Genomic DNA, 16,471 nt, shown 5'->3' on the forward strand with positions numbered 1-16,471 from the left:
ACGTTTGAGTTCTCTGATCCGACTTTATTTTCCCTTGTATCTCAGCAGGCGGTCCGTCAGCTTTTCTGCCCTGCGGACGGAACGCCCCATCAACTTCTTGTGCCGGCGCAGGGCGGCGGAATGGATGATCGTTATGGAAAAATTCGATTCTCTCATCATCGGCGAGGTTGCTCAGGACACCAACGTGGATTTTGACGGCACTGTCGTCCAGGCCGTCGGCGGTGCGGTGTATTATTCCGGCTGCGCGGCAGCCAATATGGGACATAAGATTGCCGTCCTGCCCAAGGCGGACCTCAGCCAGCTGGACGTGACGGCAGCCTTCCACGAGAAGGCTCCCTCCATCAGTGTATTCCCCCTGAACAGCCCCCACTCCTTTGTGACGAAAAACGTCTACCACACGGCGGACCGGGAGCGCCGGACCTCCACTGTGGACAGCCTCATCGCCCCCTACACCACCGACGAGGTGCCGGTGGATCAGATTGACGCCGCCATCTGGCATCTGGCCGGTCTGGCCGGCGGCGACATCCCCAATGAGATGATCCCCTTCGCCGCCAAGCATGCCATGGTGGCCATCGACGTGCAGACCATGCTGCGCTGGGTGGAAAACGGCGGCATGGTGTATCATGACTGGAAGGAAAAGAAGGAGCTGCTTCCCTACATCCGCTTCCTCAAGACCGACGCCGCCGAGGCGGAGATCCTCACCGGCCTGACAGACCGGGCGGAGGCCGCCAAGGTCCTCTACGGCTGGGGCGCCAAGGAGATTTTAATTACCCACAACACGGAGGTGCTGGTGTACGACGGCCACGAGATCTATACCTGCCCCATCAAGGCCCGGAATCTCTCCGGCCGCACCGGCCGGGGCGACACCACCTTTGCCGGGTACATCAATGAGCGGCTGACCAAGGACATTCCCACCGCTCTTCAGACCGCCACCGCTCTGGTCTCCCTGAAAATGGAGACGCCGGGTCCCTTCACCGGCACCCGTCAGGACGTGGAGGATTACATCAAGCTGATGTACTGATCCGGACCCGTGAACCAAACAGGCTGAGACTGCGGTCTCAGCCTGTTTTTCCGTTCCGTACTCCCCCGTCTCCGCTTGACATTCCAAGAAAAGCATAATAGACTACCATCAAGTTCACAATAAAATACAGAGTTTGGATCGTCTGACAGAAAGGAGCGCGCCATGCGGACTATTTTATCCAGAGCACTGGCGGAATTGAACGCCCACCGGAGTGTGGTGCTGGTGACCATCGTTGCGGAGCAGGGTTCCGCCCCCCGGGGCCCCGGCAGTCAAATGCTGGTGGGTGCGGACGGTCAGCTAACGGGCACTATCGGCGGCGGGCAGGTAGAGCGGCAGTCCGAGCTGCTGGCCCTGTCCCTGCTGAAGGAGCAGCGCTCCCGGATGCAGCACTTCGCCCTGACGCAAGCCGGGGCGGACAGCCTCGACATGGCCTGCGGCGGGGATGTGACGGTGCTGTTTCAGTTCATCTCCCCGGAGGACATCCTCTGGCAGAGTGTGTTGGAAACGGCGCTGGACCGGCTCACCGCCGCCCAGCCCGGCTGGCTGATCCTGCGGACGGACGGCTCCGCCCCGGCGCTGCTGGACGGCGAGGGCATGGCCCTTTTGGGCAGCAGCGGTACAGCCCCCCTCTCCAAGCGCTGCGTCCTGACAGGAACCGACTTTTCTCTCCCCCTCCCCGTTGGGGAGCGGGCGGTGATCTTCGGCGCGGGACACATCGCCCGGGCGCTGGTTCCTCTGCTGCGCAGTGTGGAGTTCCGCCCGGTGGTGTATGACGACCGCCCCGCTCTGGCCGACCCTGCCGCCTTCCCTGACGCAGAGCAGGTGGTGTGCGGCGATTTTCGGAACATCGCCGGCACGCTGTCCCTGTCCCCGGAGGATTATGTGGTGGTGATGACCTCCGGCCATCTTCACGACCTGGAAATTCAGGAGCAGATTTTGCGGCAGGAGCTGGCCTACGTCGGCGTCATTGGCTCCCGGGCCAAGATTGCCGCCGTCAACGCCCGGCTCCGGGAGGCCGGTATCTCCGAGGAAAAGCTCCGCACCGTCCACACCCCTGTGGGAACGCCTATCAAGGCCGTGACCCCGGCGGAGATCGCCGTGAGCATCACCGGGGAAATGATCTATGAGCGGGCCTGCCGCCGGGAGGACCCGGCTCATCATGCCTGCCCCATGGCCTGACCATACCATTTCAAATTCGGAAAAGAGGGATCTTATGCTCGTTGTCATCCGAGGAGCCGGAGATCTGGCCACCGGCATCGCTTTGCGGCTCCACCGGGCCGGGTATCAAATCGTTATGACGGATCTCCCCGCCCCCACCTCCATTCGCCGCACCGTCTGTTTCTCCGAGGCCATTCGCTTGGGAGAGATGACAGTGGAGGATATTTCCGCCCGGAAAGTCGAAACCCCGGAGGAGGCCCTGACTCTGGCTCAGTCCGGCGTTGTGGCCGTTCTCGCTGACCCGGCGGGAGCCTGTATCCCCACCCTCCGACCCGGCGCGGTGGTGGATGCTATTCTGGCGAAGAAGAATTTAGGCACCGCCCTGACGGACGCCCCGGTGGTGATCGGCGTCGGCCCCGGCTTCACCGTGGGGATTGACTGCCACGCCGCCGTGGAGACCATGCGGGGCCACACGCTGGGCCGGGCGCTGTACACCGGCAGTCCTCTGCCCAACACCGGCATCCCTGGTCTCATCGGCGGACGCAGCGGCGAGCGGGTCCTCCGGGCCCCGGCGGACGGCATTTTTGAGCCGCGCATGGAGATCGGACAGTTGGTTCAGGAGGGAGAAATTGCCGCCACGGTAAACGGCAAACCTATGCGCTGCACCCTCACCGGCTGTCTCCGGGGCTTGCTCCAGGGCGGCTTACAGGTCCACGAGGGCATGAAATGCGGCGACATCGACCCACGTGGCCAGCAGGCCAACTGCTTTACTGCCTCCGACAAGGCCACCGCCATCGGCGGCGGCGTACTGGAGGCACTCCTCCACTTCGGATGCCTGCCGGATTGACCTTTACAGTTGACATTTCCCCCTATTTTCCGGTATGATAGGAACAATTATGTAGGGAAACCTGTTTTTACACTTGAATTGAGAGGCACTTTATGGCAACAACATTTATCGACAAGGCCCGGATCACGGTCCGGGCGGGCAACGGCGGCAACGGCGCAGTGGCGTTCCACCGGGAAAAATATGTGGCGGCCGGCGGCCCGGACGGCGGCGACGGCGGCAAGGGCGGCTCCATTATCTTGCAGGTGGATGACAACATGTCCACCCTGATGGACTTCCGCTACAAGCGCAAATACGTGGCAGAAAACGGCGTGGACGGTCAGGGCGGCCGCAAGTCCGGCAAGGACGGCGCCAATCTGGTGATCCGCGTCCCCCGGGGCACGCTGGTGCGGGACGCCGAAACCAATGAGATCATTCAGGACATGAGCGGCAGCGAGCCCTATGTCCTCTGCAAGGGCGGCCGGGGCGGCTGGGGCAATATGCACTTCGCCACCCCCACCCGGCAGGTGCCCCGCTTCGCCAAGGCGGGCCTGCCCGGCGAGAGCCACGATGTATTTCTGGAGCTGAAGCTGCTGGCGGACGTGGGCCTCATCGGTTTCCCCAATGTGGGCAAGTCCACACTGCTGAGCGTGGTCTCCAAGGCCCAGCCCAAGATCGCCAATTACCACTTTACCACCCTCTATCCCAATCTGGGCGTGGTGTGGGTGGACGAGGGCGTGTCCTTCGTCATGGCTGACATTCCCGGCATCATTGAGGGTGCCAGCGAGGGCGCCGGATTGGGCCACGACTTCCTCCGGCACATCGACCGCTGCCGCCTGCTGGTCCACGTGGTGGATGTGTCCGGCAGCGAGGGGCGGGACCCTGTGGCGGATTTTGACGCCATCAACGCCGAGCTGGAGCAATACAGCCCCGATCTCGCCAAGCGGCCCCAGATCGTAGCCGCCAACAAGGTGGACATTATGACCGACCCGGAAAATCTGGAGCGGCTCCGCGCCCATGTGGAGGCCAAGGGCTTCACGCTGATGGAGATCTCCGCTGCGGCTCATCAGGGCACCCGGGAGCTGGTGGGCAAGGTAGCGGAGGCTCTGGCTTCCCTGCCGCCGGTCACGGTCTACGAGCCGGAATATGTCCCCAAGCCGCCGGTGGTGGACACCAGCGAGCCGCTGGACATCCAGCGCTTGGACGACGGCCACACCTGGCTCATTCAGGGTCCGTGGCTCCAGCGCCTCATGGCCAACGTCAACTTCGACGATTACGAGAGCCGCATGTGGTTCGACAAGGCCCTGCGGGAATCTGGACTGTATCAGCAGCTGGAGGAGCGGGGCATCGAGGACGGCGACACCGTCTCTCTGGACGGCTACGAATTCGAATATCAGTATTGACAAAATGCCCCCGGCCAATGGCCGGGGGCGTTCCGCATTCCATTCGTTTTGATCAGCAGAAAGCAGAAGGGACCTGCGCAGATGCGCAGGCCCCTTCTGTTTTGTTTTAGAATATGCGCGTCAGAACTATGACCTTGGCTTACGTCTCAGCAGCGGCCCCTCCGGACTTGCTGAACGCCTCCATGGCTCTGGCATTTTCTGCCCGCTTCGCCTCGATAGCGTCCTTCAGGAGCATATCCTTCACCTTCATCAGCCGGGTGGTGGTGGAACGGTCGTTCTCGTCCAGCTTCATGGTGATATAGCGGATGGCCTCCTGGGTGTTGGGGATCATCACATATTCCAGAGCGTTGACCCGGCGGCGGGTCTTTTCGATCTCCTCCGCCATCAGCTGGGCGGATTTTTCGATCTGCGCCAGCTTCAGCATCTTCCGGAACACAAGGCCCAGGGCCTCTACTGCATCGTCCAGCTCACCGGAGGTGGCGGCGAAGCCGTAGGGGTAAATGTCGGAATCCGACTTCGTTTTCGTCTGGAAATCGTACACCGGCACGTTGACGGACATGATGTTCTGGGTGGTGCGGGTGAGCTCCACGCTCTGCTTGGGATACAGCAGCGCCTGTTCCAGTGCCTCGGAGGACATGAGGGCAGAGGCCACCGTAAAGGACTTGTGGACCCGCATCAGGTCCTCCTCCACCTCGGCGCGGAGAGAACGCACCTCCCGGACCGTATCCAGGAACTGCTTCATCAGCTCATCCCGCTTATCCTTCAGCAGCTTATGGCCCCGCTGGGCGGTTTTCAGCTTGCCCTTGAGACGGGTGAGCTCCATGCGGGTAGGGCTGACCGTGATATTTGCCATGGTTCACCCCTCCTTACTTCTGCTCGTCCTTTTTCGGCCAGTATTTCTCGATCAGCTCCGGCTTGATCCGCTTCAGCTCGCTCTTGGGCAGGATGCTCAGCAGCTCCCATCCCAGATCCAGCGTTTCCTCGATGGAGCGGTTCTCCTCGTAGCCCTGATTGACGTAGCGTTTTTCAAATTCGTCTGCAAACTTGGCGTACAGCAGGTCCGTGGGGGTCAGCGCCGCCTCGCCCAGAATGCTCATCAGCTCCTTGTTGTCCTTACCGGTGGCATAGGCGGCAAAGAGCTGGTTCATGGTGCTGGCGTGGTCCTCACGGGTCTTGCCCTCGCCGATGCCCTTATCCTTCAGACGGGACAGGGAGGGCAGCACGTCCACAGGGGGATGGATGCCCTGGCGGTACAGAGCGCGGCTCAGGATGATCTGGCCCTCGGTGATATAGCCTGTCAGGTCGGGGATGGGGTGGGTCTTGTCGTCCTCAGGCATGGTCAGAATGGGGATCAGGGTAATGGAGCCGGGATTCCCCAGACGGCGTCCGGCCCGCTCGTACAGCGTAGCCAGGTCAGTATACAGGTAGCCGGGGAAGCCGCGGCGGCCGGGGACCTCCTTCTTGGCGGCGGAGACCTCACGGAGAGCCTCAGCGTAGTTGGTGATGTCGGTCATGATGACCAGCACCTGCATTCCCTTTTCAAAGGCCAGATACTCAGCGGCGGTCAGGGCCATACGGGGGGTGGAAATACGTTCCACGGCGGGGTCATTGGCCAGGTTGCTGAACAGCACGGTACGGTCAATGGCGCCGGTGCGCTTGAACTCGCTGACGAAGAACTCGGATTCCTCGAAGGTGATACCGATGGCGGCGAACACCACAGCGAAGTTGGAGCCTTCATCCCCCAGAACCTTGGCCTGACGGGCGATCTGCGCCGCCAGATTGGCGTGGGGCAGACCGGAGCCGGAGAAGATGGGCAGCTTCTGGCCGCGGACCAGCGTATTCAGGCCGTCAATGGTGGAAACGCCGGTCTGGATGAACTCGTTGGGATAGTCGCGGGCGGCGGGGTTCATAGGCAGGCCGTTGATGTCCCGATACTCCTCAGGGAGGATGTCGGGGCCGCCGTCAATGGGCTGGCCCATGCCGTTGAACACGCGGCCCAGCATATCGCCGGACACGCCCAGCTGCAAGGGATGGCCCAGGAAGCGGACCTTGGCGTCCGCCAGATTGATACCGGCGGCGGATTCAAAGAGCTGGACCACGGCGGCGTCGCCGTTGACCTCCAGCACCTTGCCCCGGCGGAGGGAGCCGTCATGCAGCTCGATCTCCACCAGTTCGTCATAGGTGACGTTTTCCACCATGCGGACCATCATCAGAGGGCCGCTGATCTCCTCAACGGTTTTATATTCACGGATCATTCGTCGTCCCCTCCTTTGGCTGCAATGGCAGCGATCTGCTGCTCCATATCAGACTGGATCTGATCGTAAACTGCCGCGTATTCCTCGGCAGGCACGCTCTTGGCGCGGCCGATCTGCTCACGGGCCGGGATCTGGAACAGCTCCTGGGCGGAAGCGCCCTTGGCGATAGCGTCCCGGCAGAGGACGTCGTAGCTGAGGATCATGCCCAGCAGCTTCTTCTGCCGCTCGTAGTCGGAGAAGCTATCCACATCCATAAAGGCGTTCTGCTGCAGGAAGTCCTCGCGGACCATACGGGCCACCTCCAGCGTCAGCTGGTCGCCGGCGCCCAGAGCGTCCTTACCAACCAGCTGAACGATCTCGTTCAGGCTGGCCTCGTTTTGCAGGATGCCCATAGCCTTAGTGCGGTCCCGCATGAACTCGGGGCCGAGATTTTCGTCAAACCACGGCTTCAGGGAGTCCAGATACAGGGAATAGGAACTCAGCCAGTTGATGGCCGGGAAATGACGCTTGTAGGCCAGAGAGGAGTCCAGTGCCCAGAACACCTTGACGATCCGCATGGTGGCCTGAGAAACCGGCTCGGACAGGTCGCCGCCCGGAGGGGACACGGCGCCCACAGCCGTCAGGCTGCCCCGGCGCTCGTCGGAGCCGATGCACTCCACGCTGCCGGCACGCTCGTAGAACTGGGCCAGACGGGAGGCCAGATACGCGGGGTAGCCTTCCTCGCCGGGCATCTCTTCCAGACGGCCGGACATCTCACGGAGGGCCTCGGCCCAGCGGGAGGTAGAGTCGGCGATAACGGCCACATCATAGCCCATGTCGCGGAAATACTCCGCGATGGTGATACCGGTATACACAGACGCCTCACGGGCGGCCACGGGCATATCGGAGGTGTTGGCGATCAGGACCGTCCGCTTCATCAGGCTTTCGCCGGTGCGGGGGTCCTTCAGCTCCGGGAACTCCCGCAGAACGTCGGTCATCTCGTTGCCGCGCTCGCCGCAGCCGATGTAAACCACGATGTCCACGTCGGACCACTTGGCCAGCTGGTGCTGCACCACGGTCTTGCCGGAGCCGAAGGGTCCGGGGACTGCCGCCGTGCCGCCCTTGGCGATGGGGAACATGGTGTCGATGATCCGCTGACCGGAGCACAAGGGCCGCTTGGGGGGATACTTCTTCGTATAGGGACGGCCCACACGGACGGGCCACTTCTGGAGCATAGTGAGGGGGACTTCCCTGCCGTCCTCGGTCTGGAGGGTGGCGATGGTCTCCGTTACGTTGAAGGAGCCGCTCCGGATGGAGGTGATGGTGCCGCGCATGGTGGGCGGCACCATGATCTTATGGAGCACAACGGCCGTCTCCTGGACTGTGCCCAGAATGTCACCGCCGATGACCTGATCGCCCACCTTGGCCACCGCGTTGAACTCCCACTTCTTCTCGTGGTCCACGGCGGGGACCTCCACGCCGCGGGTGATGCAGGCACCCACCTTCTCCACGATCTTCTCCAGCGGACGCTGGATGCCGTCATAAATGCCCTCGATCATGCCGGGGCCAAGCTCCACGCTCATAGGCGCGCCGGTGGTCTCCACCTCGGCGCCGGGGCCCAGACCAGAGGTCTCCTCATAGACCTGGATGTTGGCGGTGTCACCCTTCATGGTCAGGATCTCACCGATCAGGCGCTGGGGGCCGACACGGACCACGTCGGACATATTGGCGTCCGCCAAGCCCGTAGCCACCACCAGCGGCCCGGAAACTTTAACAACTTTACCGCTCAAATTCGATAACCTTCTTTCTTCAATTTTACAGAAGGAACAATAGAACTTTTCTGCTCCCCCCGCCTTGGGCGGCGACGCCCGTTTGCGAACCGGCGAGAGGGAATCTAAAGGGGAAACAGCCGCAGCGCCGCCTGCGGCGGAACAAGCAAGGCTGTTTCGAGGCAGGCTCCCGATTGCCGGGTGCAAAGCACACGGGAATCGGATGAACCAACGGTGCAAAATGGAATCCCCTCTTTAAATCCTTACAGGATATCCGCACCCACGGCCCGTTCGATGGCGCTCTGGATGTTCGACTTGCCGATGCCCAGAGACCCTTCCCGGCCGGGGATCAGGATAATGGCGGGCTGGATATTGTCCTTATAACGGTCCAGCACGTCGGCCATATCCTTGGCCAGGGTCTCTGTCAGGTAAATCACCGCGCAGTCGGTTTTGGCCAGGTCATGGACGGTTTTCCGGGCCTCCTCCACGGAGGTGACGGGATAGGTGTCCAAGCCCAAGGCCCGGAAGCCCATGACGGACTCCCAATCGCCGATGACGGCGATGGAATAGGTTGCTGCCATGTTCTCCCCTCCTTACGCGCAGGTCCGCCGCAGGCGGGACCGGATGACCTCCGGGCTCAGCCCGGCGGCGCGGCCCATCAGCAGGATGCGGATGTTGGTGTACTCCGTCTCCCGGGCCGCCAGATAAGCCAGCAGCGGAGCTTCCCCGAAGGGGATCATCTGTGCCCCGGCCAGATAGTCGCTGACAGCGTCATCGCAGCGCTTTTCAAACTCCGTCAGGGAGCCGCCCTTCAGGGCCGCCTCCCCTGCCTCCGCCGCCTGTGCGAACCGGGTGGGGCCGTAGATCTCGTTCAGACCGCCGGCGGGGTGATTCGCCGCCGCCAGAATCGCCGCCGGTTCTACGGTGCCGCTCTCAAAGAGGACACCCGCCAGAAAATCGACGTTTTTCCCCATCCGCAGCGTCCGGATCAGAGCCCGGAGGTTGGCTGCGTCGATCTGGGTCTCCACATACCCCCGAAGGAACTGGCTGCCGGTATCCTCTGCTACTTGGGCCATGTCCCGGTACATCCAACGGTCCAGCACGATGTCGCTGAGCTGGGGGTCCCGGGTGGTATCCAGTACGGACTTGGCCTCCGCCACAGCCGCCGGCAGAGCGCCGGGCAGTTTGTCCAGTTCTCCGCTTTCCACGGCGGTTTTCAGCTCCGCTGCTCCGATGCGACCCATATCCATCAGCATCCGGTCCGGGCTGGTACCCATAGCGGCTGCCTTCAGGATGGCCTTTGCATTGTGATAGTCGTATTTCAGCTTGAATATGTCGATATATCTGGGATCCGGCGCGCCGTCACCAAGGTCAGTGAGCAGCTCCTCCCGGGCCTGAGACAGCGCCGCATCCATAGCCTCCGGCCGGGCGGCGTCCAGCTCCGGATAGCCGCAGTCCTGAAGAAGCTTGGAGACTTCCTCATCGCTGCGGGCCTCCAGCAGACGCTCCATGCGCTCCGCCGTCAGCAGCGTGGTCTCCATGGCCCGGACACGGGCGGAGATCGCCAGATAATCCGTATCTTTGATTTTGTTAGCCAAGGTATGACCTCCCCTCAGCCGAACAGCCGCTGAGCCACCTGTCCCGCCGTTTCCGCCTTCTGCAAACGAACCAGCGTATCAAAGGCACAGTTGACCTCAACGTTGCCGTCCTTGAGGATGAAGCCCCCCTGAATGGGCGCGGTCTCGCCGGAGAGGGTCAGCTTGCCGCCGGACTTTCCGTTGGCAGCGTCCACTGCGGCCTGCCCAACCGTTTCCCGATCCTGGGCGGAGAAGAGAACTTCTCCCGCACCATGAGGCGCGGCCTGAAGCAGCAGCTCCGTCAGCACCTCTACGTAACGGGTCTCCGACAGATTCCGCAGCTTTTCCAGCGCCTTGGCGTAGGTCTCCTCCATGACCGCCTGCTTAGCGGCCAGGACCGTTTTCCGGGCCTCCATCTGGGCGGCGCTGATGAGACGTTCCTCCCGCTCCGCCGCCAGACGCTCGTTCCGGGCAGCCAGATCGGCCGCTTCCTTGTCCGCCTGGGCCTGATAGCGGGCGGCGACCGCCGCCGCCTCCTGCCGGGCTTTTTCCAGCAGGGCGTCCGTCTCCGCTTTCGCGTCGGTATTCAGCCGCTGGATAATGGTATCAATTCCGTTCATCATTGAATCCCCTTTCTTACAGGGATCAGGCGCTGATATTGATGATCATCAGCATGGAAGCCAGCAGGGACAGAATGGCGTAGAACTCCACGGTGATGCAGAGCACCATGCCCTTGGACCAGTCATCCGGCTTCTTGGCCAGAATGTTGATGGACGCAGCAGCCACGCGGCCCTGCGCGATGGCGGAGAACAGGCCGCCCAAAGCCATGGGCAGGCAGGCCGCCAGATACTGGAAGCCCTGGGCAATGGTCAGCTCGGGCAGGGAGCCGGACAGCAGGCCCATGCGGAAAATGGCGAAGAACCACACCACCAGGCCATACAGGCCCTGGGTGCCGGGGATGACCTGCAGAATCATGACCTTACCGAATTTGCCGGGGTCCTGGCACAGCAGGCCAGCGCCGGCCTCACCGGCCATGCCGGTGCCCTTTGCGGAGCCGATGCCGGAGAGAACAGCCGCCAGGCCAGCGCCCAGCAGGGCCAGAGCCAGACCGCCCCAGCTGCCGAAGAAAGTAGCACTCTGCTGCAATTCAAACATTTGAGCCAACTCAGTCATAATAGGGTTCCTCCTAAATAATGATTTATTTTGTAATGTCAACGTATTTGGTGTCCGCCATCAGGGGCTTGAAGGGCTTGCCGCCGTCCTCGTAGAACTTGCCGAAGTACTCCAGGCACTGGAGACGCAGGTCATGGACGTAGCAGCCCAGCAGGTTCAGCGCGAAGTTCAGGGCATTGCCTGCCAGCGAGATGATGAGGAACACGATGATGTTGCCGGGAATGGCGCCCAGGGTGTTGAACACCTGCGCGATGACGCTGCCCGCCAGCATCAGGGCCATCAGACGGGAGTAAGAGAGGATGTCTCCGAAATACCCGGTGATGTGATTGTACAGAGAACCGAAGATCCCGGTAATTTTGCCGAAGCCCTTGTTGGTCAGCACCGGTCCAAGGACCACCATGGCAAGGCCAACATAGAGGACCACGTTGGTCATGCCAGCGGCCATAAGGCCGATCCCGGCAAACACGACCCACCAGGTCAGCTCTTCCCATACAGCGTCCATCACCTGACCGTTTTTCAGCTTCCGCACGAAGCTGATGGCCATACCGGTGATGATCTGCACCATGCCAAGTGCCATGGCTCCGATGAGGATCATCAGGGTATCATCCAAGGGCGTGAACAGAGCCGGTAGAGTGAAATCGCCGCCGGTGGTGAGCTTGACCACCTGGGTCAGGAAGTCTCCGAAGAAGCCGCCGGTGAGAGCGCCCATGATAAAGGTGCTGATGCCGCAGAGGGTCATCAGTCCGAACAGGTTCCCCGCCGTGCCCTTGGGCGCGTACTTTTTGCTGATGAGAAATCCCGCCAGGAACATCAGCAGGCCATAGCCCATATCCGCCATCATGATACCGTAGAACAGGATGAAAAACGGCGCCATCAGGGGGTTGGGGTCCACATTGTCGTATCTGGGGAGGGAGTACATCTCCGTCACCATGTTCAAAGGTTTCGTGAGCCAGTTGTTTTTCAGCTGCACCGGCACGTCGGGGATCTCCTCCTCCGTGGGGTCCAGCGTTTCCCAAGCGCAGCCCTTTTCCGTCAGGAACGCGCCTACCGCCTTTTCCTGCTCCGCCGGGACCCAGCCCTGGAAATACAGCACCGTTTCATCCGTCAGGACGCTCTCGGCGCACTGTTCCTTGGCTGCCTCGGCCCGGAGCCGGTCGGCGTAGATCCGAAGGGCGTCCCGGTTTTCCGCACTGGCCGCGATGGCGGCAGCGGCGTCATCCTGAGTCTTTTTGTTTGCCTCCAGCTCCCGTTCCAGAGAACGGATATTCTCCGCCGCCGTTCCGGTCATTCCCTGGAAAGTCACCGCGCTGAAGCCGAAGGGCCGCAGCAGCTCCTGTGTTTTCTCCTCATCGCCGCGGTGGACGATCACAAGCAGATACTTCTGTAATTTGTCGGCGCTGATCTCATACAGCTCCGCCGCCAGGCCCTCCGCTTCCATCTGAACGCGGATGGCGCCCACATCCGTCTGACCGGGGCAGACCCCCAGACGGAAGATGGTGTGAGCGGTGCCGGATCGCTCCAGCGGAAGGTCCAGCGATTCCCACGGCTTCAGGGCGGCAGCGCGGCTCTCCAGCCGTCCAGCCTCGCTCTGGGCCTTGGTCAGGATCCCCAACTGCTCCCGCACCGCGTCACAGGCTGCCTGAGCCTTTTCCGCAGCGCCGGCATCCAGGAATTCCGCTTCCGTGATGGGATGGCGTTTGATGAACATGCCGTCCTTCAGTTTGGCGTACTGTTTGATGGCGTCCAGCGCTGTGTTGACGTCGGTGAGCTGTCCCTTACGCTCGGCGAGAGACGAGCCGCTCCGCTGAAACAGCGACGCCCATTGGGGGTCCGCAAGGACCTCCCCGGGTTCGCTGATCTCCACACAGCCCAGGTGCAGCAGTCCTTTCAGAAGTTCTTCCCTGCGATCTGCCATTGCAATAACATGGAGCTTTTTCATTTTGACAATGGCCATCTCAGTGTTTCACTACCCTTTCTACAATAAACTCGGCGGTCTCATCCAAATGCTGTTCCGCCTGCTCGCGCTGGCGCCGGCTCTCCGCCTCCGCCTCCCGCGCGATCTCCTGGGCCCGCAGCGCCGCCCGTTCCTCCGCCTGCCGCAGCAGGTCCTTGCCCTGTTCCGCCGCATCGGACCGCACCTGCTTTAAAAGCTCCGTGCCGTTCCGCTCGGCGTCCAGGACCAACTGGCGCGCCTCCGCCTCTGCGGCGGCTCTGCTCTGCTTGTTGGCCTGTTCCGTTTCCGTGACTTGTCTGATCGCCTCTATGGACATCTCTCGTTCACCCTCCTTCCTGCAAAGTGCTACAGCAAATACCCGAAAATACTATCTGCCGGAAACCTTCCAGAAGAATAGATTTTCTAAATTTTCGGCTTTTCCCTCAAACCGATGCTGTTTTTTTCCTCATTCATTGTTACGTTTACCAGTATAGGAGATTATTTCCAAGAAAACAAGAAAACAAAATTAAATTCTGGCACTTTCCCCTTTTTGTACAAGAACCGCCCGGCTCAACCACCATATTTCTTGGTACTTTGGATATTACTTTTTCTAACTTTTTATGCTACAATGAACCGGACAGGAGAAAGTGCTTCTGTCTTTTTCTTTTTACCTGTCTTTTTGTCAATTTCACCAGACGTCCTTTTGTCCTCCCCACGTTTGTTTGTTATATATCAATCAATTTTCGTCTGCATCGTGTTAAAAAAATCACAGGAGTGGAAGTCCACCCCTGTGATTTTTTTAACAGCATTTTGTTACTTTTTGTCACTTTTTGCATCAGTACCCTTTTCCAGAGCCGATGCCAGCCGATCCAGTTCCACGCCGGTCTGATCCATGGTCCTTGGAAGCTGTGCCAGCGTGACTTCCATTTTCCGCAGTTCCGCCGTCATGTGGCTGGAAGCCGTCTCAAATGTGCTCATCAAAATCTGGTACTGCTGCCGGAAGAGGTCCAGCGCCTTGTGCATCTGTCCCGCTGTGTGCTCCTCCAGCTCTGCTGCCCGCTGCCGGGCCTCGCACTCAATAGCTCCCACCTGACCGCGCAGCATGACATGGGCCTCCGCGTCCGGACGCAGCGCCTCCACCTGTTCCTTTAACTGAGCATTCTCTTTCTCCAGCGGCGCAAGACGCGCCATCTCTGCTGAAAGTTCTTCTCTGGCCTTGGTGAGTTCCTGAACCTGAGTCCTCAGTTCGTCTGCTTCCTTCTCCAAGCAGTCTGCTTTTTCCTGTAAAGCGTCCCGTTCTTCCCGGAGTTTTTCCGTCTCCTGTGAGAGCTGCTCGATATAGCGGGCAACATCTTCCTTGTCAAATCCTCCGAACGCCACACTCCTGATTGCGCTTCGATCCATATCAACACCGCATTTCCGCGTTTTCCGCTGTATTTTTCAGATATTATAGCAAATTTTCTGTTGATTTACAAGGCCCACAAAAAAAGTGAAAATTTTTTTAGAAAAACTCTTGCATTTTCGTTTTGGGTATGCTATTATAAATAAGCTGTTTGGAGCAAGACAGTACGCGCCGTTAGCTCAGCTGGATAGAGCGTCTGGCTACGGACCAGAAGGCCGGGGGTTCGAATCCCTCACGGCGTACCAAAAGTCCTCGAAATCGTCTGATTTCGAGGACTTTTGCTTTTCATAAGTTCCGTTTTTTGTGTGCCGCCTTTTTCTGACCCAAACGCTGACCCCAACGGGAGCGGGTAGCGGAAAGCATCAGACGGCACGGGAGAGGATGTTCCCCATGGTTTGTGCTGCCTTGAGCTGGGCGTCGGTGGTGACGTGGGCGTAGGTGTCCAACGTGAAACCCGCGGAGTAGTGACCCAGCATCGAGGACACGGTCTTCACGTCCACGCCGTTTTGCAGGGCCATGGTTGCGAAGGTGTGACGGAGATCGTGGAATCGGATGCGGGGCAGCCCTGCCCGTTTCAGCACCCGCTGGAGCATGTGCAATACGCTGTCCGGGGACATGGGGCCTCCTGTTGGTGACGGGAACACCCATTCGCTGTTACCCGTTTTTCTTCTTTGTTGCATCAGAACGTCTATCGCATCCGCCGACATGGGCAGTGTGCGGTAGGCGTTTTTCGTTTTCAGCGGTGCCTCGACTACTTTGCCGTTTTGCCGTGAAATGGCCCGTTGGATTTTCAGTACTCCGTGCTGGAAGTCCACATCCGTCCACTTTAGCCCCAGCAGTTCGCCCCGCCGCAGTCCGGTGGCGAGATCGAGGTAGTAGAGTTCGTACACGCCGCTATCCCTGGCCTCCTGGAAGAAGGCGCTGAGTTGGTCGGCGGTCAGGGTTTTCATCTCTTTGTGCTCCACCTTTGGCAAGGCGCAGCCCTGCGTTGGATTCTTGCTCACCAGTTTCTGCTCCATGGCGAGATTGTACGCCGAGCCGATCATCTGGTGGATGTTCCGCACGGTTTTCGGAGCCAGTCCCTTCGGTTTCTTTTTCGCTTCGACGCGGTCTACCCGACCGCCGTCCAGCAGGTGCTTGTAGAACCGCTGCAAGTCCAGAGAGGTCAACTCTGCCAGCGGGATGTTGCCGATCTGCGGCTTGATGTGGTTTTTCAGAAAGCCTTGTGAGGTTTTGAAGGTGGACGGTCTGAGTTTCACTCTGGCGTAGTTTTCCATCCAGACTTCCAGCCATGTTCCCACGGTGTAGGTCTTGGCTCTGCCGTAGTCGATGCCCACGTTTTCCTCAATGGCCTTTTTTAGCTTCTCCTTGACTTCCGCCTGCGTCTTGCCAAGCACGTTTTTGATGATGGACTTTCCGGTTTCGGGATCGTGACCGACTGTGTACCGGCCCTCCCACCGTCCATCCTTGCGTTTTCGGATGTTCCCCTCGCCGTTTGCTCGTCTTTTTGGCATGGTATCAGCCCCTTTCGACAACGAACAATACCGTAACCAAGAGGGAAAAGCTACCCAAAAGTCGAACTGTTATCAGAAAGTTATCATTTGTCCCTCAGAACCTCGCCGCCTTATCTTTGTCTATGGCGGCGCAAATTTTGCGCTGCCGGGGGCGTTCTCTTTAGTTACAGCGGTGTGATTTTTGAACGGTCAAGAAGCCCTTTCATTGACTGGTACAAAATAAGCATAGCACCCGAAGCGCAAATGAAGGCTCGGATGCTATGCTTATTTTTGTTATAATGGGAGGGCAATGGATGGACGGTTTCTTTGATGAGCCAAGCGTTCGAGCTGTAAACAGTCCTCCGCCCTCTTGTTATAAAGATTCGATTGAGCAGGTTGCTCCGGCTATGCCGCGTGCGCGTCACGAACCAATTTGAATCGTAATAAGCCGGTGCGGAAGCATTGCAATATTTTATCAGGAAAGA

16 protein-coding genes and 1 tRNA gene are annotated in these 16,471 nt (G+C 59.9%); 5 read left to right on the forward strand and 12 right to left on the reverse strand.

The window, feature by feature from the left end; genetic code table 11:
• The first annotated feature begins 4 nt into the window (after nucleotides 1–4).
• The 4 genes from H8Z83_RS04350 to obgE all read left to right on the forward strand — a co-directional run bounded on the left by H8Z83_RS04350 (nucleotide 5) and on the right by obgE (nucleotide 4,405).
• Entirely contained in the window at nucleotides 5–1,021 is a 1,017-nt protein-coding gene (locus tag H8Z83_RS04350) for a PfkB family carbohydrate kinase (RefSeq protein WP_243184714.1), read from the forward strand.
• 162 nt (nucleotides 1,022–1,183) lie between these two features.
• Nucleotides 1,184–2,200 carry an XdhC family protein gene (locus H8Z83_RS04355; protein ID WP_187013897.1) on the forward strand — a complete coding sequence of 339 codons (1,017 nt, stop codon included), beginning with the start codon at nucleotides 1,184–1,186 and terminating at the stop codon, nucleotides 2,198–2,200.
• Between the two features lie 34 nt (nucleotides 2,201–2,234).
• A complete protein-coding gene (gene yqeB / locus H8Z83_RS04360; protein ID WP_187013898.1) occupies nucleotides 2,235–3,026 on the forward strand; it encodes a selenium-dependent molybdenum cofactor biosynthesis protein YqeB in 792 nt (263 codons plus the stop codon).
• A gap of 92 nt (nucleotides 3,027–3,118) precedes the next feature.
• Nucleotides 3,119–4,405: a GTPase ObgE gene (gene obgE, locus H8Z83_RS04365; protein ID WP_187013899.1), complete on the forward strand. Its 1,287-nt coding sequence runs from the start codon at nucleotides 3,119–3,121 to the stop codon at nucleotides 4,403–4,405.
• A gap of 139 nt (nucleotides 4,406–4,544) precedes the next feature.
• Here obgE and H8Z83_RS04370 read toward each other — a convergent pair whose 3' ends face one another.
• The 10 genes from H8Z83_RS04370 to H8Z83_RS04415 form a co-directional block, all read right to left on the reverse strand.
• Entirely contained in the window at nucleotides 4,545–5,258 is a 714-nt protein-coding gene (locus tag H8Z83_RS04370) for a V-type ATP synthase subunit D (RefSeq protein ID WP_187013900.1), read from the reverse strand.
• 13 nt (nucleotides 5,259–5,271) lie between these two features.
• A complete protein-coding gene (locus tag H8Z83_RS04375) occupies nucleotides 5,272–6,660 on the reverse strand; it encodes a V-type ATP synthase subunit B (protein WP_187013901.1) in 1,389 nt (462 codons plus the stop codon).
• Nucleotides 6,657–8,429, reverse strand: coding sequence for a V-type ATP synthase subunit A (locus tag H8Z83_RS04380; protein ID WP_187013902.1), 1,773 nt, complete (start codon nucleotides 8,427–8,429; stop codon nucleotides 6,657–6,659). Before H8Z83_RS04380 ends, H8Z83_RS04375 begins: the two co-directional genes overlap by 4 nt.
• Before the next feature lie 242 nt (nucleotides 8,430–8,671).
• Nucleotides 8,672–8,989, reverse strand: coding sequence for a V-type ATP synthase subunit F (locus H8Z83_RS04385; protein ID WP_187013903.1), 318 nt, complete (start codon nucleotides 8,987–8,989; stop codon nucleotides 8,672–8,674).
• 12 nt (nucleotides 8,990–9,001) lie between these two features.
• The gene (locus tag H8Z83_RS04390) at nucleotides 9,002–10,006 is read right to left on the reverse strand and encodes a V-type ATPase subunit (RefSeq protein ID WP_187013904.1); all 1,005 of its coding nucleotides are present in this window, start codon (nucleotides 10,004–10,006) and stop codon (nucleotides 9,002–9,004) included.
• Nucleotides 10,007–10,020: 14 nt separating this feature from the next.
• Entirely contained in the window at nucleotides 10,021–10,605 is a 585-nt protein-coding gene (locus H8Z83_RS04395) for a V-type ATP synthase subunit E (RefSeq protein WP_187013905.1), read from the reverse strand.
• Nucleotides 10,606–10,630: 25 nt separating this feature from the next.
• Nucleotides 10,631–11,158, reverse strand: coding sequence for a V-type ATP synthase subunit K (locus tag H8Z83_RS04400; protein ID WP_243184715.1), 528 nt, complete (start codon nucleotides 11,156–11,158; stop codon nucleotides 10,631–10,633).
• A gap of 25 nt (nucleotides 11,159–11,183) precedes the next feature.
• The gene (locus H8Z83_RS04405) at nucleotides 11,184–13,112 is read right to left on the reverse strand and encodes a V-type ATP synthase subunit I (RefSeq protein WP_187013906.1); all 1,929 of its coding nucleotides are present in this window, start codon (nucleotides 13,110–13,112) and stop codon (nucleotides 11,184–11,186) included.
• A 1-nt stretch (nucleotide 13,113) separates the two neighbouring features.
• Nucleotides 13,114–13,428, reverse strand: a complete 315-nt coding sequence (locus tag H8Z83_RS04410; protein WP_187013907.1) for a hypothetical protein — start codon at nucleotides 13,426–13,428, stop codon at nucleotides 13,114–13,116.
• 476 nt (nucleotides 13,429–13,904) lie between these two features.
• On the reverse strand, nucleotides 13,905–14,495 hold the full coding sequence (locus H8Z83_RS04415) for a hypothetical protein (RefSeq protein ID WP_187013908.1): 591 nt from the start codon (nucleotides 14,493–14,495) through the stop codon (nucleotides 13,905–13,907).
• A 166-nt stretch (nucleotides 14,496–14,661) separates the two neighbouring features.
• Between H8Z83_RS04415 and H8Z83_RS04420 the strand changes: the two genes are divergently transcribed.
• A tRNA-Arg gene (locus H8Z83_RS04420) sits at nucleotides 14,662–14,738 on the forward strand.
• 117 nt (nucleotides 14,739–14,855) lie between these two features.
• Here the strand turns inward: H8Z83_RS04420 and H8Z83_RS04425 are convergent.
• Together H8Z83_RS04425 and H8Z83_RS19385 are read right to left on the reverse strand one after the other, a co-directional pair.
• The gene (locus H8Z83_RS04425) at nucleotides 14,856–16,007 is read right to left on the reverse strand and encodes a tyrosine-type recombinase/integrase (protein WP_187013909.1); all 1,152 of its coding nucleotides are present in this window, start codon (nucleotides 16,005–16,007) and stop codon (nucleotides 14,856–14,858) included.
• A gap of 164 nt (nucleotides 16,008–16,171) precedes the next feature.
• Nucleotides 16,172–16,471: hypothetical protein (locus H8Z83_RS19385; protein WP_207731976.1), on the reverse strand; the 300-nt coding region annotated here is incomplete at its 5' end.

Source organism: Dysosmobacter segnis (assembly GCF_014297285.1).
Lineage (GTDB): Bacteria > Bacillota > Clostridia > Oscillospirales > Oscillospiraceae > Oscillibacter > Oscillibacter segnis.

Excerpts from the sequence above, each read along its gene's own strand:
- H8Z83_RS04425 (WP_187013909.1), bottom strand. The coding sequence starts at position 16,007 with ATGCCAAAAAGACGAGCAAACGGCGAGGGGAACATCCGAAAACGCAAG.
- H8Z83_RS04395 (WP_187013905.1), bottom strand. The coding sequence starts at position 10,605 with ATGAACGGAATTGATACCATTATCCAGCGGCTGAATACCGACGCGAAA.
- H8Z83_RS04410 (WP_187013907.1), bottom strand. The coding sequence starts at position 13,428 with ATGTCCATAGAGGCGATCAGACAAGTCACGGAAACGGAACAGGCCAAC.
- H8Z83_RS04385 (WP_187013903.1), bottom strand. The coding sequence starts at position 8,989 with ATGGCAGCAACCTATTCCATCGCCGTCATCGGCGATTGGGAGTCCGTC.
- H8Z83_RS04405 (WP_187013906.1), bottom strand. The coding sequence starts at position 13,112 with ATGGCCATTGTCAAAATGAAAAAGCTCCATGTTATTGCAATGGCAGAT.
- H8Z83_RS04415 (WP_187013908.1), bottom strand. The coding sequence starts at position 14,495 with ATGGATCGAAGCGCAATCAGGAGTGTGGCGTTCGGAGGATTTGACAAG.
- obgE (WP_187013899.1), top strand. The coding sequence starts at position 3,119 with ATGGCAACAACATTTATCGACAAGGCCCGGATCACGGTCCGGGCGGGC.
- H8Z83_RS04375 (WP_187013901.1), bottom strand. The coding sequence starts at position 6,660 with ATGATCCGTGAATATAAAACCGTTGAGGAGATCAGCGGCCCTCTGATG.
- H8Z83_RS04355 (WP_187013897.1), top strand. The coding sequence starts at position 1,184 with ATGCGGACTATTTTATCCAGAGCACTGGCGGAATTGAACGCCCACCGG.
- yqeB (WP_187013898.1), top strand. The coding sequence starts at position 2,235 with ATGCTCGTTGTCATCCGAGGAGCCGGAGATCTGGCCACCGGCATCGCT.
- H8Z83_RS04370 (WP_187013900.1), bottom strand. The coding sequence starts at position 5,258 with ATGGCAAATATCACGGTCAGCCCTACCCGCATGGAGCTCACCCGTCTC.
- H8Z83_RS04400 (WP_243184715.1), bottom strand. The coding sequence starts at position 11,158 with ATGACTGAGTTGGCTCAAATGTTTGAATTGCAGCAGAGTGCTACTTTC.